15 protein-coding genes and 1 pseudogene are annotated in these 18,891 nt (G+C 61.8%); 6 read left to right on the forward strand and 10 right to left on the reverse strand.

Annotated elements, in window-relative coordinates; all coding sequences use genetic code 11:
• Positions 1-34 precede the first annotated feature (34 nt).
• Positions 35-1,084, forward strand: a complete 1,050-nt coding sequence (locus tag G3N59_RS02530; protein ID WP_205980944.1) for a PDDEXK nuclease domain-containing protein — start codon at positions 35-37, stop codon at positions 1,082-1,084.
• A gap of 70 nt (positions 1,085-1,154) precedes the next feature.
• Here G3N59_RS02530 and G3N59_RS02535 read toward each other — a convergent pair whose 3' ends face one another.
• The 8 genes from G3N59_RS02535 to urtA form a co-directional block, all read right to left on the reverse strand.
• Positions 1,155-2,180 carry an aliphatic amidase gene (locus tag G3N59_RS02535; RefSeq protein ID WP_205980945.1) on the reverse strand — a complete coding sequence of 342 codons (1,026 nt, stop codon included), beginning with the start codon at positions 2,178-2,180 and terminating at the stop codon, positions 1,155-1,157.
• 78 nt (positions 2,181-2,258) lie between these two features.
• Positions 2,259-2,594 carry a zinc ribbon domain-containing protein gene (locus G3N59_RS02540; protein ID WP_205980946.1) on the reverse strand — a complete coding sequence of 112 codons (336 nt, stop codon included), beginning with the start codon at positions 2,592-2,594 and terminating at the stop codon, positions 2,259-2,261.
• Between the two features lie 30 nt (positions 2,595-2,624).
• On the reverse strand, positions 2,625-3,863 hold the full coding sequence (gene fmdA, locus G3N59_RS02545; RefSeq protein WP_205980947.1) for a formamidase: 1,239 nt from the start codon (positions 3,861-3,863) through the stop codon (positions 2,625-2,627).
• A gap of 61 nt (positions 3,864-3,924) precedes the next feature.
• Positions 3,925-4,614 (reverse strand): urea ABC transporter ATP-binding subunit UrtE, encoded by a 690-nt coding sequence (gene urtE / locus G3N59_RS02550; protein WP_205980948.1) that lies wholly within the window; start codon positions 4,612-4,614, stop codon positions 3,925-3,927.
• 46 nt (positions 4,615-4,660) lie between these two features.
• Entirely contained in the window at positions 4,661-5,404 is a 744-nt protein-coding gene (gene urtD / locus G3N59_RS02555) for an urea ABC transporter ATP-binding protein UrtD (RefSeq protein WP_205980949.1), read from the reverse strand.
• A gap of 3 nt (positions 5,405-5,407) precedes the next feature.
• Positions 5,408-6,577, reverse strand: coding sequence for an urea ABC transporter permease subunit UrtC (gene urtC, locus G3N59_RS02560; protein WP_205980950.1), 1,170 nt, complete (start codon positions 6,575-6,577; stop codon positions 5,408-5,410).
• Between the two features lie 84 nt (positions 6,578-6,661).
• Positions 6,662-7,579: an urea ABC transporter permease subunit UrtB gene (gene urtB, locus G3N59_RS02565; protein WP_205980951.1), complete on the reverse strand. Its 918-nt coding sequence runs from the start codon at positions 7,577-7,579 to the stop codon at positions 6,662-6,664.
• 55 nt (positions 7,580-7,634) lie between these two features.
• Positions 7,635-8,909, reverse strand: a complete 1,275-nt coding sequence (urtA, locus tag G3N59_RS02570; RefSeq protein ID WP_205980952.1) for an urea ABC transporter substrate-binding protein — start codon at positions 8,907-8,909, stop codon at positions 7,635-7,637.
• A gap of 183 nt (positions 8,910-9,092) precedes the next feature.
• Between urtA and G3N59_RS02575 the strand changes: the two genes are divergently transcribed.
• From G3N59_RS02575 to G3N59_RS02585, 3 genes are all read left to right on the forward strand, one after another.
• The gene (locus G3N59_RS02575; RefSeq protein ID WP_205980953.1) at positions 9,093-12,509 is read left to right on the forward strand and encodes an ATP-binding protein; all 3,417 of its coding nucleotides are present in this window, start codon (positions 9,093-9,095) and stop codon (positions 12,507-12,509) included.
• A 28-nt stretch (positions 12,510-12,537) separates the two neighbouring features.
• A complete protein-coding gene (locus G3N59_RS02580) occupies positions 12,538-13,479 on the forward strand; it encodes a response regulator transcription factor (protein WP_346777844.1) in 942 nt (313 codons plus the stop codon).
• Between the two features lie 363 nt (positions 13,480-13,842).
• Complete coding sequence (locus G3N59_RS02585) at positions 13,843-15,450, forward strand: EAL domain-containing protein (RefSeq protein WP_205980955.1); 1,608 nt, start codon at positions 13,843-13,845, stop codon at positions 15,448-15,450.
• A 93-nt stretch (positions 15,451-15,543) separates the two neighbouring features.
• On the opposite strand, the gene G3N59_RS02590 is transcribed toward G3N59_RS02585, so the two are convergent.
• Positions 15,544-15,885, reverse strand: coding sequence for a hypothetical protein (locus G3N59_RS02590; RefSeq protein WP_205980956.1), 342 nt, complete (start codon positions 15,883-15,885; stop codon positions 15,544-15,546).
• A 10-nt stretch (positions 15,886-15,895) separates the two neighbouring features.
• Between G3N59_RS02590 and G3N59_RS02595 the strand changes: the two genes are divergently transcribed.
• Positions 15,896-16,489 (forward strand): hypothetical protein, encoded by a 594-nt coding sequence (locus G3N59_RS02595; protein WP_205980957.1) that lies wholly within the window; start codon positions 15,896-15,898, stop codon positions 16,487-16,489.
• A 93-nt stretch (positions 16,490-16,582) separates the two neighbouring features.
• Here G3N59_RS02595 and G3N59_RS02600 read toward each other — a convergent pair whose 3' ends face one another.
• Positions 16,583-18,100, reverse strand: a complete 1,518-nt coding sequence (locus G3N59_RS02600; RefSeq protein ID WP_205980958.1) for a DUF1254 domain-containing protein — start codon at positions 18,098-18,100, stop codon at positions 16,583-16,585.
• Positions 18,101-18,693: 593 nt separating this feature from the next.
• On the opposite strand from G3N59_RS02600, the pseudogene G3N59_RS02605 reads away from it, so the two are divergent.
• Positions 18,694-18,768: pseudogene (locus G3N59_RS02605) on the forward strand (DUF2252 family protein); the annotation flags it as partial.
• Positions 18,769-18,891: the final 123 nt, after the last annotated feature.

Consider the following 18,891-nt stretch of genomic DNA (forward strand, 5'->3'; position numbering starts at 1 on the left):
TGATTTTCACAACCGCAGTCCGACCAAACCGCGCATGACCAACGAACCAGCCAATCCCGCCTGGGCCGAAGACTATCGCCATTGGCTCGCCGAGGTGAAACAGCGCGTCGAACATGCGCGCCAACGCGCCGTCGCCAGCGTGAATCGGGAATTGGTGACGCTGTACTGGCAGATCGGTCAGGACATTCTCGAGCGGCAACTGGCTCAAGGCTGGGGTGCCGGGGTTATCGACCGGCTCGCGCGCGATCTCAAGGCGGCGTTCCCCGACATGCGTGGATTCTCGCCACGCAACCTCAAGTACATGCGCGCGCTGGCTCAGGCGTTCCCGCAGCCGGAATTTGTGCAACAACCCGTTGCACAATTGCCGTGGTCCCACGTCGTCACCTTGCTCGACAAGCTCGACGACGCGCCTTCGCGCCTCTGGTACGCCGCAAAATCCCTCGAACACGGCTGGTCGCGAAGCGTTCTGGTCATGCAGATCGAGACCGCGGCGCACTCGCGCGCAGGCAACGCCGTGACGAATTTCGCCGATCGCCTGCCGTCGCCGCAATCCGATCTCGCGCGGGACGCGCTGAAAGATCCGTACATCTTCGACTTTCTGGGCCTGACCGAAAGCGCGCAGGAACGCGACATCGAGCGCGCGCTCACGCAACACATCACGCGCTTCCTGCTGGAACTGGGCGCCGGCTTCGCCTTCGTCGGGCGCCAGTACCGGCTGGAAATCGGCGGCGACGAGTTCTTCATCGACCTGCTGTTCTACCACCTGAAGCTGAGATGCTACGTGGTCGTCGAATTGAAAACGACGCCCTTCAAGCCGGAATACGCCGGGCAACTCAACTTTTATCTGTCCGCGATTGATGCGCAGGTGAAGGCACCGGACGACCAGCCGACCATCGGGCTGCTGCTGTGCAAGGAGAAAAACCGGCTTGTGGCCGAATATGCCTTGCGAGGCATGGCCAAGCCGATGGGCGTGGCCGAATACCAGTTGATGCGCGAAGTGCCGCCGGCGATGGAAACAGGCCTCCCGACGATCGATCAGATCGAAGCCGAACTCCGTCCGGATTTTCCGGATTCGGCGAGCTAGTTCTCACCGGTCCACGGACGGTTAAGCGGAAGCGATCGACGTGCTCACGGTTCGATCGCGCGCTCAACACTCATTCGCCGTGCGGGATACCTTCGATCGGACATTCCGCGGTTCCGGGCGTCGCGCGCGTCAGGGCTTCGACGCTACGGCGCGTGCCCTCCGGGTCCTCGACCCAGCGCCGATAGAAGCCAAACGGACAGGCCGCCACGCCGTTAGCGCCATCGCCGGAATTGATCGTGCCGGTATAGCCGCGATGCAGCAGCTTGTACAGATGGTTCTGCGACTGCATGTTGCGCCGCGCGTCGCGAATCATGCCGACAGACAACTCCGCGTATTGCACGCCCATTTCCTCCTCGCCGCATTCGCCGAGCGTGCGCCCATCAAAACCGACAATCGCGGAGTGGCCGAAGTACGAATACACGCCATCCCAACCCGTGGCGTTGGCCACGGCCACATAGGTGTTATTCATCCACGCCATGGCCTTCGCGACCATCACCTGCTGCTCCTTGGCCGGATACATATAGCCCTGGCAGCGCACGATCAATTCCGCGCCGTTCATCGCGCAGTCGCGCCAGATCTCCGGGTAGTTGCCGTCGTCGCAAATGATCAGGCTGATTTTGAGGCCCTTCGGCCCGTCCGTCACATAGGTGCGGTCGCCCGGATACCAGCCTTCGATCGGCGTCCACGGCATGATCTTGCGATACTTCTGCACGATCTCGCCGTGGTTGTCGATCAGCACGAGCGTGTTGTACGGCACCTTGCGCGGATGTTCCTCGTGGCGCTCGCCGGTGATCGAGAACACGCCCCACACGTTGGCCTTGCGGCACGCCGCCGCGAAAATATCCGTCTCTTCGCCGGGTATCGTGGACGCCGTCTCGAACATCTCCTCGCGGTCGTACATGATGCCGTGCGTGGAATATTCGGGGAACACCACGAGATCCATGCCCGGCAAACCCCGCTTCATGCCGGTCACCATGTCGGCGATACGGCGCGCGTTGTCCAGCACCTCCGCTTTGGTGTGCAAACGCGGCATCTTGTAATTGACCACCGCGACGCCCACGCAATCGCGGCTGCTCGAAATATCACCATGTCGCATGACGCTTTCTCCTTGAACGCGTTGATGCCGCGCGCAAAGTCCCCGGCCTTTGAGTGGCAGACTCGCGCGCGGCGCAACTCAGTGGCTGATCATCCAGGGCCGTCCCGCCGGCCGTTTGAGGCCGTCCGACGCCGCTCCGGCAAGCTTCGCCGCGCCGCCCGAACAGCAACTGCAACCGGCGCGATGACGCAGCGGCGGCCCGTCGCCGGACTGACGCGGCGCATGTGCAGCACGCTCGTTGGTCGCGTGCGCGGCGCGGCTCGTGCCCGCCATCAAGGCCAGCGCGGGCGCGCCGATAACGCGGCCGCCCTCCTCCCCGCACGCGGGACAACGGCACGGCTTGTCGCGCTCGGCGATGCGGCGCATGACGGAGAATGGCCCGCAATTCGCGCACTCGAAGTCATAGATCGGCATGACAGCCTCCTTTTAAAAACATCCGCAGACTCAAGCCTTCGCGAGATCCGGCGAACACGGCAGATCCACGCCGCCCTTGATGTGCTGGATCGGGCCATCGGCGTTAGGGCGAATGTCGAAGTCGAATATCTGCGTCGGCAGCCACAAGGTCGCGCAGGCATTCGGAATATCGACCACGCCGCTGATATGCCCCTGCACCGGCGCGCAGCCCAGCAGCGAATACGCCTGCGCACCGGAATAGCCGAACTTCTTCAGATACTCGATGGCGTTCAGACACGCCTGGCGATACGCAGTGGTCACGTCGAGATAATGCTGGCCGCCCTGCTCGTCGACGGAAATGCCTTCGAAAATGAGGTAATCGTTGTAGTTGGGCGTGATCGGGCTGGGCTGGAATACGGGGTTGCGAATGCCGTATTTCGCCATGCCGCCCTTGATCAGATTCACGCGCATATGCACCCAGCCCGCCATTTCGATCGCGCCGCAGAAGGTGATCTCGCCGTCGCCCTGGCTGAAGTGCAGATCGCCGACCGATAGGCCCGCGCCATCCACGTAGACGGGGAAAAACACCTTCGAGCCGCGCGACAGATCCTTGATATCGCAATTGCCGCCATGCTCGCGCGGCGGCACCGTGCGTGCGCCCTGCGCGGCGGCTTTATCGCGCGCCTCGCCCGCGAGCTTGCCCATGTGCGCGGTGGCCGCGAACGGCGGATTCGCGAGCGGCGGCACACGCTCGGGCTCGGTCGCGATCAGCGCGGTTTCGCGCGCGTTCCAGGTCTCCAGCAGCTTCGGATCGGGCAGGCAACCGATCAGGCCCGGGTGAATCAGGCCTGCGAAATTCACGCCCGGAATATGGCGCGAACTCGTATAGACGCCGTGAAAATCCCAGATCGATTTTTGCGCGCTGGGGAAATGGTCGGTCAGAAAGCCGCCGCCGTTGGTCTTCGAAAAGAAGCCGTTGAAGCCCCACTGGCTGTCGTCTTTCGCGCCGATGTCGAGCAGATCCACCACCAGCAGGTCGCCCGGCTCCGCGCCGTGTACGCCCACCGGGCCGGAGAGAAAGTGCACGATCGACAGGTCGATGTCGCGCACGTCGTCGGCGCTGTCGTCGTTCTTGATGAAGCCGCCGGTCCAGTCGTAGGTTTCGAGGATGAAATCGTCGCCGGGCTTGACCCAGCAGGCCATCGGAATGTCGGGGTGCCAGCGGTTGTGCACCTGTTCGTTTTCGTAGGCCGACTGGTTCAGATCGACCTTGATGAGAGTGTCGGGCATTGCGTTCGCTCCTGGTTTCGCGGATTGACATACGGCGCGGCGCGCGAGAGCCGCGCCGCGCTCAGACGGAGAGGTATTCGCGGATGCGCTCGGTGTCGCCCGCATCGCGCGTGCTTTGATGCACGAAGCGCCCGCCTTCGATCACGAAGAGCCGGTCGGCGACGTCAAGCGCAAAGCTCAACACCTGCTCCGAAACAACGATGGCGATATTGCGGCTCGTGCGAATCTGGTTGAGCGCGCGGGCGATGTCCTTGATGACGGACGGCTGAATGCCCTCGGTGGGCTCGTCGAGCAGCAGCACCTTCGGGTCGGTCGCGAGCGCGCGCGCAATCGCGAGTTGCTGCTGCTGACCGCCCGAGAGATTGCCGCCCTTGCGCTTGCGCATGTCGAACAGCACGGGAAACAGCGCGTAAAGTTCGTCGGGCACGCGCTGGCTCTGTGCGTTTTCGAGGCCCGTCTGGATGTTTTCCTCGACGCTCAGCGAAGCGAAAATCTGCCGTCCCTGCGGCACATAGCCGATGCCTTTGGACACGCGGCGATAGCTCTCGTCCTTCGAAACGTCGGCGCCGCCCACGCGCACCGTGCCGCGGCTGGCGGGCAGCATGCCAATCAGCGCCTTGAACAGCGTCGTCTTGCCCATGCCATTGCGGCCCATCACGGCCACGCTTTCTCCTTGCGCAACCGAAAAGCCGATGCCGTGCAGCACTTCGCTCTGCCCGTAGCTGACGACGAGATCGTCGACTTCCAGCATGATGTGTTCTCCGTGTTGTCGTTCGATGCTCAACTCAGTGGCCAATTCAGTGGCCCAGATAAACGTCGATCACGCGCGGATCGGCCTGCACCTGCGCCATCGGCCCTTCCGCGAGAATCTTGCCCTGATGCATGACCGTGACCTTGTGCGCGATTCGCTCGACGAAGGCCATGTCATGCTCGATCACGATCATCGAGCGGTTGCGGCAAATCCGGTCGAGCAGATCGGCCGTCAATTCGCGCTCGCGCACACTCATGCCTGCGATCGGTTCGTCGAGCATCAATAATTCGGGATCCTGCATAAGCAGCATGCCGATTTCGAGCCACTGTTTCTGGCCGTGCGAAAGCAGCCCCGCTTCCATATCGAGCGACGCCGCCAGCCCGATCTCGTCGGCCACGGCGCGCACGCGGTCGGCCACTTCGGAGTCTTCGCGGTAAGCCAGCGCGCCGAACACGCTGCGTCCGCGCGGAAACGACACTTCCAGGTTCTGCGCCACGCTCAGGTTTTCGTAGATCGACGGCGTCTGGAACTTGCGGCCGATGCCTTTACGCACGCGGCGGAATTCCGCGAGATTGGTGATTTCCTCGTTGCGAAACTTGATGCTGCCCGCCGTTTCCTTCGTCTTGCCGCAGATGAGATCGAGCAGCGTGGTCTTGCCCGCGCCATTCGGGCCGATCACTACGCGCAGTTCGCCGCGTTCGAGATAGAGATTGAGCGCGTCGATCGCCTTGAAACCGTCGAACGACACGGTCAGGTCTTCGATCGCGAGCAGAAAGTCGGTATTGCTCATGCTTCACGCCTCCTTGTTCGCCGCGCCGAGCAGGCGCCGCACGCGCGGGCGCACATGCTCGTCGTAGAGGCCCGCCAGCCCATTCGGAAACACCATCACCACGCCGATGAACATCGCCGCCATCAGATAGAGCCAGAGATTGGGGAAGCTCTCCGAAAACCAGCTCTTGCCGAGATTGACGAGAATCGCGCCATACACCGCGCCAACCAGCGACATGCGCCCGCCGATGGCCGCGTAGATCACCATTTCGATCGACGGCACGATGCCGACGAACGACGGCGACATGAAGCCAACCTGCAGGGTGAACATCGCGCCGCCAATCGCCGCCAGCAGCGCCGCGAGGCAGAACGCGAACACCTTGAACATGGCGACGTCGTAGCCGGAGAAGCGCACGCGGTCTTCCTTGTCGCGCATCGCCAGCAGCAGCGTGCCGAGCTTGCTGCGCTGGACCCAGCGGCAGGCAAGCAGCGCGCCGATCAGCAGCACGGCGTTCACGAAATACAGCACCAGCTTCGCGTGATCGGATTGAATGTCCCAGCCGAGCAGCGTGCGCAGATCGGTAATGCCGTTCACGCCGCCCGTATAACCCTGCTGGCCGATGATCAGCACCGAGAGAATCAGCGCGACCGCCTGCGTGATGATCGCGAAGTACACGCCGCCCACGCGCCGCTTGAACATGGCGTAGCCGATCACGAAAGCAAGCGCCGTGGGCACGACGAGCACCGCGAGGATCGAGAACGGTAAATAGTGAAACGGCTTCCACCACGCCGGCAGTGCGGTGAGCTGGTTCCAGTCCATGAAGTCGGGAATGCCCGGCGTGGTCTGCGTGCGCGTGGCGGCCGGACTGGATGCTTCGAGCTTGAGAAACATCGCCATTGCGTAGCCGCCGAGGCCGAAGAACACGCCCTGCCCGAGACTGAGCACGCCGCCATAGCCCCACGCGATCACGAGGCCGATCGCCACGAACGCATAGGTCAGGTACTTGCCCATCAGGTTCAAGCGGAACGTGTCGAGCGCGAGCGGAAACACGACCACGATCAGCAGCGCGAGCAGCACGATGCCCGCGTAGCCGGAGGCGTCGAGCCGCGCCACGCGCGCGCGCCAGCCGGCTGGCGGCGCGCCGCGGCCGGAGCGCGGGGAAACGCCGGCGGCCGTGGGTTGGATGGGTTCCATGTCCATCTCTCCATACGAATGAAGCTGTGAATGAGGCTGGTGCGGCTTGTGCGGCGTGTGCGCCATGTGCAATACCGCGCGCGCTTAAACGCGCCGCACCTTCGAGGCGAACAGGCCTTGCGGGCGCAGCATGAGAATCACCACGACGGTCAGCAGCGTGAGCACGCGCGCAATCGAACCCGAGAGAAAGAACTCGCTGATCGACTGCATCTGCGCGATGCCGAACGCCGAAGCCACCGTGCCGAGCAGACTCGCCGCGCCGCCGAACGTGACCACCAGAAACGAATCGACGATATAGAGCGAGCCGCTCGTCGGTCCGGTCGAGCCGATGGCCGTAAACGCCGCGCCCGCCACGCCCGCGATGCCGCAGCCAATCGCAAAGGTCATGCGGTCGGTGCGTCGCGTGTTGATGCCCGCGGCGTTCGCCATCGGCCGGTTCGCGACCGTGGCGCGCACGCGCAAGCCCCAGCGCGAGCGATAGAGCATGAGCAGCAGGCCGCCCGTCATCAGCAGCGCGAGGCCCATCACGAACATGCCGCTCACGGGAATGTCGAGGCCCGGCTTCGGCTCCCAGGAACCCATCAGCCAGTCGGGCAGCGCCGGGCTCACTTCCTTCGGCCCGAAGGTCGAGCGGAACACCTGCTGCATGCCGAGGCTCAGGCCCCAGGTGGCGAGCAGCGTGTCGAGCGGCCGCTTGTAGAGATGGCGGATCAGCGCCCATTCGGCGAGCCAGCCCGCGGCGAAGGACAGCGCGAACGCCGCCAGGATCGCGAAGAAGAAGTACACGGGCGTGAATGCATGCCAGACGTTCTGCGAGAACCACGAGAACATGTAGACCGTGTAGGCGCCGATCGTCATGAACTCGCCGTGCGCCATATTGATCACGCCCATCTGGCCGAAGATCACGGCGAGCCCGAGCCCCATCAGGAGCAGGACGCTGAACAGGCTCAAACCGGCGAAGCCCTGCATCAGCGTGATGTTGAAAATATCGGTAGCGGACATCGAACGCTCCTCGCGCGGCGGCGTCATGCGTCGCCGCGCCGCTGCGGTTGACGGATTACATGTAGCCCTTGGGGAACGGATTCGGCTGGATCGGCTGCGCCGACTGCGCGACGACCTTGAACTGGCCGTCCGCCTGCCCTTCGCCGATCAGCGAGCGGCTCCACAGGTGATGGTTCGGATCGACCTTCGCGTAGCCTTGCGGCGCGTTCGCCACCTCGATACCGGCCGAATGCGCGACCACCTTGTCCACGTCGAAACTACCCGCGCGCTCGCACGCGGCCTTCCAGATCCACGGACCGAGATAAGCGGCCTGGGTCACATCGCCGATCACCGACTTCTGCCCGTAGCGCGCCTTGAAGGCCGCGACGAACTTCTTGTTGTTGTCGTTATCGAGCGACTGGAAGTACTTCATCGACGAATAGAAGCCCGCGAAGTTGTCGCCGCCGATGCCGAGCACTTCGTCCTCCGTGACCGACAACGTCAGCAGGAACTGCTTCTGCGGCGTGATGCCCGCGGCCTTGAGCTGCTTGTAGAACGCCACGTTCGAGCCGCCCACCACGGTCGCAAAAATACAGTCGGGGCGCGCGAGCTTGATCTTGTTCATCAGCGAGGCGAATTCCGTCGTGCCGAGCGGGTAATACTCCTCGCCCACCACTTTCGCGTGCAGATGCTGTTCGATATGGCGGCGCGCGATCTTGTTGGAGGTGCGCGGCCAGATGTAGTCGGAACCGATCAGGAAGAAAGTTTTGGCCTTCTTCGTGTTCGAGGCCCAGTCGAGCGCCCAGAGAATCTGCTGGGTCGCTTCCTGGCCCGTGTAGAACACATTCTTCGACTGTTCGAGCCCTTCGTAGAAGGTCGGGTAGTAAAGCAGGCCGTTGTCCTTCTCGAACACCGGCAGCACCGCCTTGCGCGAAGCCGAAGTCCAGCAGCCGAACACCGCTGCGACGTGATCGTTCTCCAGCAGCTTTTTGGACTTCTCCGCGAAAGTCGGCCAGTCGGAGGCGCCGTCTTCCTGAATGATCTGCACCTTGCGGCCCAGCACGCCGCCCATTGCGTTGATCTGCTCGATAGCCAGGCGTTCGGCCTGGATCGAGCCGGTCTCGGAAATCGCCATCGTGCCCGTGGCCGAGTGAAGCTGGCCGACCGTCACCGTGGTGTCCGTCACCGCGAGGCCCGTGGTATTGACCTTCGCCGTGGGCGGCGTCTGCGCAAACGCGCCGCGCGGCAGGCCCAGCGCCATCAGCGGCGCGGCGGCGAGACCGCCGAGCATTTTCCGGCGCAGCAGCGAAGGCATCTGGGCATCGTCATCGAATCGATCGTCTGCGGACATCACGTTCTCCTTATCGGGTGCCCGGTGCGGGTCGCAGCGGGCTGGGTCGAGTGTTGGACGCAATGTAGAAAGCCAAATTGACGATCGGAATACGTCGATTGACGTATTCCCGGCGCATGAACTGGAATGTAATTTGCATCGCATCCCGCTCTTGCCGCCCGCGCACCAACACGGATCATCCTCATGCCCCAGAGCCCCCCGTCAGCGGGCGCGACCAGCACGCAACGCATCGTCAAGGTGCGCCGCGACTACAACGCCTGGGTCGGCGACGAGACCCTGGAGGACTACGCGCTGCGCTTTACGCCGCGCTCGTTTCGGCGCTGGTCGGAATTGCGCGTCGCCAATACGGCGATCGGCGCGGTGTCGTTTCTGGTGCTGGAGGCCATTGGCGGCAGTCTCGTCGTGAACTACGGCTTCACGAACGCGTTCTGGGCCATTGCGGCCGTGTCCGTGCTGATCTGGCTCACAAGCCTGCCGATCAGCTATTACGCGGCGCGCTACGGCGTGGACATGGATCTGCTCACGCGCGGCGCGGGCTTCGGCTATATCGGTTCGACGGTCACTTCGCTGCTGTACGCGGTGTTCACTTTTATTTTTTTCGCGCTCGAAGCGGCCATCATGTCGCTCGCGCTCCAGCTCTATTTCCATCTATCGCTGGCGATCGCCTATGTGGTGAGTTCGCTCGTCGTGATACCGATCGTCATGTTCGGCATCACGCTGATCAACCGCCTGCAAAGCTGGACGCAGCCGCTCTGGCTCGTGCTGCTGGTGCTGCCTTATGCGGCGGTGTTGTGGCATCACCCGGATCTGCTCGCGCAATGGACGACCTTCGCGGGCTTCGCGCCGCAAGGCCGCGCGTTCAGCCTGATTGCATTCGGACAGGCGTCCACCGTTGTGTTCGCGCTGATCGTGCAAGTGGGCGAACAGGTGGACTATCTGCGCTTCCTGCCGCCGCTCACGGCGAAAAACCGCACGCGCTGGTGGCTGGCGCTGCTCGCGGCGGGACCGGGATGGATCGTGCCGGGCGCGCTCAAGATGCTCGGCGGCGCGTTTCTCGCCTTTGTCGCGCTCCAGTACGAAGTCGATGCGAGCCACGCGGCGCAGCCCACGCAGATGTATCTCGTGGCCTACCATCTGCTGCTCGATCCGTTCGGGCTCGCAGGCTGGGCATTGCCCGCGATGACGCTGTTCGTGATCGTCTCGCAGTTGAAGATCAACGTGACGAATGCCTATGCTGGCTCGCTCGCGTGGTCGAATTTTTTCGCGCGCCTCACGCACAGTCATCCCGGGCGCGTGGTCTGGCTCGTCTTCAACGTGATGATCGCGTTGCTGCTGGTGGAAATGGGCGTGTTCGACGCGATCGGCAAGGTGCTGTCGCTCTACGCGAACATCGCGATTGCGTGGGTGGGCGCGCTGTTCGCCGATCTCGTCATCAACAAGCCGCTCGGCTATAGCCCGCGTCATATCGAATTCAAGCGCGCGCATCTCTACGATGTGAATCCCGTGGGCGTGGGCGCGATGCTGATCGCGGCGGCCGTTGCCATGCTCGCGCACAGCGGCCTGTTCGGCGTGCTTGCCAAGGCGATGTCGTCGTTCATTGCTTTTGGCGTGGCGTTTGCGTGCGCGCCCGTGCTCGCCATCGCCACGCGCGGGCGCTACTACATCGCGCGCGAAGCGCAACCGACCGGCGACGCCACCTCGCTGCGCTGCGCGATCTGCGAAAACAGCTTCGAACCCGACGACACCGCTCACTGCCCGGCCTACGGCGGCACCATCTGCTCGCTGTGCTGCTCGCTCGACTCGCGTTGCCACGACCGCTGCAAGCCGCACGCGCGCTTCGTTTCGCAAGCCGACCGCGCGCTCCATCGCGTGTTGCCGGGCGCACGGCTCGGCCCCGGCGCATTGCGCCTGATTCACTACGCGAGCCTTGTGCTGGCGATGCTCGCCGTGCTGTCGAGCGTGCTCTATCTGATCTGGTCGCAAAGCGCGACGTCGATAGCCGCCACCGACGCATCGATCGGCTCTGCACTCGGCAGCAGCTTCCTGAAGATCTTTCTCGCGCTCTCGCTGGTGGGCTGCATCGCGGCGTGGTGGTTCGTGCTGGAGCGCGAAAGCCGGCGCGTCACGCAGGAAGAGTCGCAGCGGCAAAACGAACTGCTGATGCTCGAAATCGACGCGCACCAGAAAACCGATGCCGCGCTCAAGCGCGCGACGGCCGCCGCCGAATCGGCCAACCAGGCCAAGAGCCGCTACGTTTCCGGCTTGAGTCATGAATTGCGCACGCCGCTGAACAGCATTCTCGGCTACGCGCAATTGCTGCTGCAGGCGAAGGAAGAACTCACGCCCACGCGCTACAACGCGGTACGCACGATCCACCGCAGCGGCGAGCATCTGCTGGCGCTCGTCGACGGCCTGCTCGACGTCGCACGCATCGAGGCGGGCAAACTGCAATTGAATATCGCCAAGGTGCCTTTGGCGGATTTCGTCGCGCATGTCACGTCGATGCTGCGGCCGCAGGCGCTGGAAAAAGCGCTCGCCTTCGATGTGCAAACGGTCGGCCGCCTGCCCGCCACGGTGCGCACCGACCAGAAATGCATGGGCCAGATTCTCACCAACCTGATTGGCAACGCGATCCGCTTCACGTCCAGCGGCACGGTGACGCTGCGCGTGAGCCATGTGCTCGACACGCTCAAATTCGAAGTCGCCGATACCGGTCCCGGCATTCCATCGGCGGAAATGGAGCGCCTGTTTCTCCCCTTCGAACGCGGCGAGGCTGCGCACGCGCACGATCGCGGCGCGGGCCTCGGCCTCACGATCTGCCAGCTGCTGACGCAGGCGCTCGGCGGCAGCCTCGAAGTCGACAGCGAGGTCGGGCGCGGCACGCGCTTCGTGGTGCGTCTGTTCGCGCCCGCGGTCGAAAGCGGCGTCGCTGCGCCCACCGAGCTGGCGGCGATTCGCGGCTATACGGGGCCGCGCCGCGCGATTCTGGTGGTCGACGATTTCGCCGATCACCGCGGCATCGTCGTGGAGTTGCTGACACCGCTCGGCTTCGAAGTCGCGCAAGCCGCGAGCGGCACCGACGCGTTGCGCTGGCTCGCCACCCACACGGCGGACGCGATCATCATGGATATTTCCATGCCGCTGCTCGACGGCTACGAAACCAGCCGGCTGATTCGCGAAAACCAGTTGTCGAACGCGCCCATCCTGCTGCTGTCCGCCAATGCATTCGCCGACGATCGCGAGCGCGCGAGCGCCACCGGTTGCGCCGGCTATCTGGTCAAGCCGCTTCAGGTGAGCCTGCTCGTCGACAAACTCGCGCAGTTGCTGGAACTCGACTGGATTGCATCCGAAATCTCGATGCCCGCGCTTCCACGGCCTACCGAACCGCCTGCCGTCTGGCCGAAGGCGGTCGTCGAACGCCTGCGCGCGCATCTCGATGTCGGCTATGTCGAAGGCGTGATCGAGCAGCTCGACGCGACGCGCGCGACCTGGCCCGCCCTGCAGCAGCAGATCGATGTCTTGCGGGAATTGGCGGAACGCTTTCAGCTAAGGGAGCTTGAGCATGAACTCGACCTGCTTGCACGCGCCGACGGCGCGTGACGCATGCAACCCGAGCCGCGCGGACGCGATGCCCGCGTGGGTCGGCCATCGTCCCGTCGTGCTGATCGTCGACGATACGCCCGACAATCTGGCGTTTCTCTCCCATACGCTGCAGGCGAACGGCTACGCGGTGCTGGTCGCGCTTTCGGGCGAAGATGCGCTCAAGCGCCTTGCGCGCGTCACGCCCGACGTCGTGCTGCTCGATGCGATGATGCCGGGCATGGACGGCTTCGACACCTGCAGCAGCCTGAAACAGGACGCGCGCCACGAACATCTGCCCGTGATTTTCATGACGGCGCTGACGGAGAGCGAGCACGTGGTGCGCGCTTTCCGGGTAGGCGGCGTGGATTATGTGACGAAGCCGGTCCGGCCCGAGGAAGTGTGCGCGCGAATCGGCGCCCATGTGCAGCGCTCGCGTTCGCAGCTCTATGCGCAGGCAGCGCTGTCGATCGATGCGCGTGCGGCGTTGGTGGTGGGCGCTGACGGCGCTGTTCATTGGCAAAGTCCGCACGCGGCGCGGCTCGTTGCGGCCTACCCGGACGATGACACGGAGGGCTCGGCGAAGACGGGTGTGTCCGCCTTCCTGCCACCGCTCCTGCGTGCCTGGTTCGTCGATTGGCTCGCACGCGGAAGCCCCGCCGATGCGGTTCACGAGATCGTCGCGGGACACGTGCGGCGCACGGCGAGCGTGACGCCTGCGCTTCAACCAGGCGAATGGATGATTATCCTCGCCGAAATCGACGACCATGTGCACCGTAACTCGCTTGCGGCCCGCTTCGCGCTGACGGCACGCGAGGCCGAAGTGCTGTTATGGGTGTCGCGAGGAAAAGCCAATCGCGACATCGGCGATATTCTCGGCATGGCGCCGCGAACGGTGAACAAGCACCTCGAACATCTGTTCAGCAAGCTTCACGTGGAGACGCGCGCAGCGGCGACGGCGCTGGCGATCAAGGCGTTGGATCGGGCTTGATTTGTGGCGCGGGCTGGTTTGACTGGCCGGGTCGATGCTTATGTAATGTAAGTATAAGGATAATTATTATTATCATAATGTATACGTTTTCCGATAAAACTCCGATGTATGAAACCGCGTCACACCTCCCTGCCTTTCCTTCCTTAAACGTGCTCACGAGCAACCGTGCTCCGAATCGGCACTCCCGAATCCCGTGCGCTTCCTGATCGCGCCTGACGGTCTCATGTCATCGTCAGGTTGGGAATCGGAAAAGTTTCGGAACATGGACTGGAGTTCGTCCGTTTGCTACTTTTGATTCAGGCGCCAGCTGCAGTTGGTTAATCGCCAGAAACCGCCAGGCATGCAATCCTGCTGGACTTAGCCATGATCAAGCGCGTCACGCTGATTTCAACTTCGATTGCACTTGGATTCCTGGCCACGATCGGCCCTGTGTTCATCAGCGTCTATATCGCCAACAAGGATGTCGAAAGCCGCGAGCGAACGGAATTGCTCGAGTTTGCAAACAAGGCGGTCATACGCGCGGAGCTGGTGACTTATCAGGCGTTTGCCGCGCTATCCGACCTTGACCGGCTCCCTGGTGCTGCCTGCTCGGCAGCGCGACTGCATCAGGCAGCACGTGTGATCTACAACTATCGCTACGTTCAGGATGCGGGCGCGTATGCCAATGGCCGCTATCTCTGCTCGCCCCTGCTTGGAGACGTACGCGCAAAGGAACTCGAATTGCCGGCGCCGGACTATCGCAGCGAAGACGGGTATCTCGTCTGGTTTCAGCAACAGAGTCCGCTGAGCGAGGTACGTAAGGACATCCAGATCGGCCGCAATGGCAATTACGTGGCGATTGACTCAAGCTCCTATGTCGATCTTATCGATCCAGCGCGACGCCCCATCGCGGCGATCCAGACGACGACCAACACGCTCCTGGCCATCTCACCTGGCGCCGACCGTGGCGAAATGCTGGACGCATGGAGGCATGACGGAAATCTGGAGAGCGACCAGTGGTATTACGCTGTCGCACGCTCATCGACACGTCCGTTGGGCGTCGTTGTCCGATCCCCGCGCAGCAGTGTTCTCGCAGACTGGCCCAAAGTGCTGGCGACGTGGCTATCGATTGGCGTCGTTGTGGCCGCAACGTCAGGCTGGCTCACCTACCGGCGCGTCACGCGGCAACTTTCGTTTCCCGCGACGCTCGAATGGGCCATTGCAAGGCGCAAGATCGATGTGGTCTATCAACCCGTCGTCCGGCTGGCTGATGGCGAATGCGTGGGCGTTGAAGCCCTGGTGCGCTGGACGTTGAACGGGAGAAGCGTATCGCCTGAAGTCTTCGTGCGGGTCGCTGAGGAGAATCAACTCATTCAACCACTGACCGATCTTGTCTTGAAGAAGACCATCGCGCAGTTGGGCGCATTGCTGGTCGCCACCCCCTCCTTCTACGTGACGATCAACCTGAGCAGCGAAGATCTGTCGACGTTCCGCTTCCTGAATCTCGTGGATTCTTCGCTCAACGGGACTGGCATCGCGCCAAACCAGATCCGCATTGAGGCTACAGAGCGCAGCTTGATGAACGCGGACTCCACGCGGGGCGTCATTGCTGCATTCAGGGCGGCAGGCCACCCGGTCTACATCGACGATTTTGGCACCGGCTATTCCAGCCTCGCGTACCTCCAGACCTTCGAGGTCGATGTCCTGAAGATCGACAAGTCGTTCGTCGATACGGTTGTGCAAAACAGCGTTTCGAGTATTGTTGCGCCTCACATCATTGCCATGGCTCACGAACTCAATGTAGAGATCGTCGCCGAAGGCGTCGAATCGGCCGCTCAGGCGGCGTGGCTGCTGGAGCGCGGCGTACAGTACGCCCAGGGCTGGTACTACGCGAAAGCGCTGGCACCCAATGAGCTCGTACGCTGGCTTGGCCAGAAGCGCGCTGCGCATGGGCAAAAGGGATTCCCGGCAAGCTCGCAGGAAACTGTGTAGAACGAAACACTGCGTCACCGATCGCAATCAAGTCCGGGCTGCGCCAGGCTCCGGGGTTCGATGCCCGAAGCCTGGCGGCCGACGCTTGCCGCATTACATCTGAACTGCCCCTCCGGCGCGCGTAAGCGGTATTTCGATTTGCATGAAAGCGTCCTGGCCTTCCCAGCGTATTTCCAGCTTGGCACCCAGACTCGTCGCCAACGATTTGACGAACTGCGGATATTCAATCGACTCGCCGGCCAGATGATCTTTACTGGCGGCACGCGGGCCAATGACCACGCGCAACGCCACCAGGCCACGGCTGACATCGCGCGCCGACACCTCCACATCGAGCCTGTCCAACGCCAACTGCTCCAACGCGAATTCGGTCGCGCGTTCAAGAAGATCCCGAAACGGAAACTGGCGCAACCCCACGTACAACATCTGCAACAACACCTATGCGAACGTGGGCGATGCGCTGACCAACATCGATGGTCGAGTCACGAACATCGAAGATAGCGTAACGACCTTGAACCAGCAGATCAACAACGGCGAAATCGGGCTCGTGTGCCAGGACGCGACGACAGGCGCGATCACCGTCGCGGCGGACACCAACGGCTCGGTTGTCGACGTCGCGGGCACCGACGGTGCACGTATCGTCACTGGCGTAGCCGATGGCGCCATTACCAGCGGAAGCACCGACGCAGTGAATGGCGGCCAGATCTACGCATTGGAGCAGCAACTGGGCGTGGTGAACAACCAGTTGTCGGTGCACGCACAGACCGTCACGCAAAGCACCGATCAGGCTGCGGCCTACACGGATCAGCAGGTCGGCGCAGCCCTGCGCAGCGCCAATATCTACACTGATAGCCGCATCGACACGTACGACGCCATTGTGCAGAATCGCGTCTATTCGAAGGCACGCACTCACCACACAGCCTTGAAAATCATCTCCGATGGCCGACGAAGCCTGTTCGATCCATGGGTCGCCGACACCTTTATCCGAATCGCAGAACGAGCCAAAAGCGGGGAACTCAACGAGTCCGGATTGCTCCGCTGATCAGGGAAATACGATCAGCGGGCGTGACGTTCTGTGGGAGTCGCTTTCGCGCAGTGGGTTTTACAATCACGGGAACCAGAGAGGTCCGGAATACTACTTACCGGAAGCTTCTCCGATATCTTCAAGCTTCCAGGTCTTGTCAAACCACGGTTGTAGCGGCCCGTACAAACGGAAGATGGTGAACCACGATTTGCCCGGGATCGTCTGAATCCAGTTGCTGTCTTTCCCGGCCGGTGCTTTCGGCCCGAAATACACGTCGTATGAACCATCGGCATTCGCTTTCAGGTCTTTCTGGCTCGATACGCTGGGGAACTGCTGGTCCGTCTGGAGCATCGATCGCGTCTGGGTGTCGTAGACGACGATCGACCAGAAGTCCTTCGCCGGCACGTTTGCCGGAACGTGAAGCACGTAATCCTTGCCGCCGTCGAAGGGCCGTCCGCTGGCGTCAAGGTTAGCCGACGCATACTGAGACCCGACGCCCGGCATTGCCACCGCCATCGCCGGCGTATCGACGGTGGCAGCATAGAAGAACATGGTGCGCGCATCGAAATTGCGCGCGCCGTTCGCGAGCCACTGATAACTGCCGCCAATGAATGGCGTGTTCCAGTGCCGGTCCGGATAAATGCGCGCTGCCGGATCACGCGTCGCGAAGTCGATCGCCCGGGCCGTCGCGTTACCCACCGCCACTGATTCAGTAAGAATCTTCTTCATGCGCGCGTCCGGCGCAAATGGCTTGCCCTTTTCAATGCCGATCGACCGGAAGATTCCCGTCATATCCGGCCCATACGCCCCCGCCGGCTCCTCCTGAACAATCTGATTGATTTCCTCGTAAAAACTGAAATCGTTGGAATGAATCGTGTTGATGGGCGCGCCCGAGGAATTCACGAAATGCGTCTGCGGCGGGTTATTGCGCTGGGAATACGGATAGACACGCAGATGCGCCTTGATGTTCGCAGCAGTTGGCGCCGGTGAGCCATCCTTGAGAAAGCCGCGTCCGACGACCACGTTCCCGTAAGTACGCGATTTGACGATGAAGTAACCACTCGTGGGTAATTCGCCTTTGTAGTCGGGCGGAACGACGAGGAATTTGCCACCCTTGCCACGATCGGGCCCGGCGTTACCGAAATCGGCAACGTATCGGAACCAGAAGTCGTCAATCACGCCGAGTACGTTCGGCGGCCCTTCGACCACGACCGGTCCGTTCTTCAGATCAAGCCAGCCAAAAAAATAGACAGACTCTGTGTTTGCGGTCAGCAGCAAGGTCCGCGAGTCCGTCAGTGTCTCAGCCAGCGCGATGGTACCGTTGTCGGCTCCGAAGGAGCGTATGCCTTCGCGCATGGCCACGAGCGATGCACCAGGAATGCCGTTCAGGAACGCCTCGACACCACGCTGAAAATCGAGGTTGTCATACACGAGTTGCGCGGTCGACGGGGTAGGCACGCCATCCGTGAACTCCAGCTTGCCGATGCGCGTTTCGACCGTCGATGGCGTCAGGATCTGAGGGGGAAGCGGTGTTGTCATCTTGTACCTTGCATCGGCAAAAACAATAGATGCAAAACCCATTGCCGTCATTGCCGCGGCGAGGCGCGAAAGGCGTGCCAATTGCTTCATGCGTTCACTCCAGCGAAGGATTGTTGGTATCTGGCTTCAAACTGGTTTTAAGCTCACTGCTAACGGGCTGAATAGCCGCGCCCTTGCATGAACCGCCGTCGGGCCGGAATCGTCACCGAGTTGCTGGACGATGCCCATGACAACCCCGATGAATCAAGGTCATCGCAGCAAGCTGCGTTAACCATGCGGAACAGCCCTTTTTGACTTCCATAAGTCTGCACTCCCCTGAGCGCCAAGGCGATTTGCCGTATGAAAAACTCAATGCAGAGGAAATCTATGGATATGGGACATTGCACGAATAAATAAATTCGCAAAATCCGTCTTTATGCATGCGTTGATGGCCAACATATGCAACTCAGATAATTCATTGCTTCGATAATGTTAACTAACAAATCAGGGAAATGAATTCACATGATCTGAATTAAGTTTCGCGAGCAACGAGATGGAGCATATCAAAACACAGAAAATTCCGGCAGGCATCAATCAATTCCATTCCGCCTGCATGAAAAATACATTGAAAACACAATGATCAAATTCTGGTGTTATAAACATCAAAACAGGAAATTATCGGGGCAATATTTTCATGTTCATGATTGATGAACTTCGGCGGCTTCGCTACGCCCGAGAGGCAACGCGTGTTCGACCTCAACGTCTTCGATGAAGTCGCGGGCAGTCGTTGGTAATTATCGGTAATTACTGCAGGTCCGTTGCCTCCTCAACGAGGCAAACTATTTAAGCACCTTCTGAATAGACGCTAACAAGCTTTCTATCACCCTTCAGAAACGCCGGAT

This window comes from Paraburkholderia sp. Ac-20340 (assembly GCF_017104965.1).
In the GTDB taxonomy this organism is placed as follows: Bacteria; Pseudomonadota; Gammaproteobacteria; order Burkholderiales; family Burkholderiaceae; genus Paraburkholderia.

Excerpts from the sequence above, each read along its gene's own strand:
- G3N59_RS02530 (WP_205980944.1), top strand. The coding sequence starts at position 35 with ATGACCAACGAACCAGCCAATCCCGCCTGGGCCGAAGACTATCGCCAT.
- G3N59_RS02535 (WP_205980945.1), bottom strand. The coding sequence starts at position 2,180 with ATGCGACATGGTGATATTTCGAGCAGCCGCGATTGCGTGGGCGTCGCG.
- G3N59_RS02540 (WP_205980946.1), bottom strand. The coding sequence starts at position 2,594 with ATGCCGATCTATGACTTCGAGTGCGCGAATTGCGGGCCATTCTCCGTC.
- fmdA (WP_205980947.1), bottom strand. The coding sequence starts at position 3,863 with ATGCCCGACACTCTCATCAAGGTCGATCTGAACCAGTCGGCCTACGAA.
- urtE (WP_205980948.1), bottom strand. The coding sequence starts at position 4,614 with ATGCTGGAAGTCGACGATCTCGTCGTCAGCTACGGGCAGAGCGAAGTG.
- urtD (WP_205980949.1), bottom strand. The coding sequence starts at position 5,404 with ATGAGCAATACCGACTTTCTGCTCGCGATCGAAGACCTGACCGTGTCG.
- urtC (WP_205980950.1), bottom strand. The coding sequence starts at position 6,577 with ATGGAACCCATCCAACCCACGGCCGCCGGCGTTTCCCCGCGCTCCGGC.
- urtB (WP_205980951.1), bottom strand. The coding sequence starts at position 7,579 with ATGTCCGCTACCGATATTTTCAACATCACGCTGATGCAGGGCTTCGCC.
- urtA (WP_205980952.1), bottom strand. The coding sequence starts at position 8,909 with ATGTCCGCAGACGATCGATTCGATGACGATGCCCAGATGCCTTCGCTG.
- G3N59_RS02575 (WP_205980953.1), top strand. The coding sequence starts at position 9,093 with ATGCCCCAGAGCCCCCCGTCAGCGGGCGCGACCAGCACGCAACGCATC.
- G3N59_RS02580 (WP_346777844.1), top strand. The coding sequence starts at position 12,538 with ATGCCCGCGTGGGTCGGCCATCGTCCCGTCGTGCTGATCGTCGACGAT.
- G3N59_RS02585 (WP_205980955.1), top strand. The coding sequence starts at position 13,843 with ATGATCAAGCGCGTCACGCTGATTTCAACTTCGATTGCACTTGGATTC.
- G3N59_RS02600 (WP_205980958.1), bottom strand. The coding sequence starts at position 18,100 with ATGAAGCAATTGGCACGCCTTTCGCGCCTCGCCGCGGCAATGACGGCA.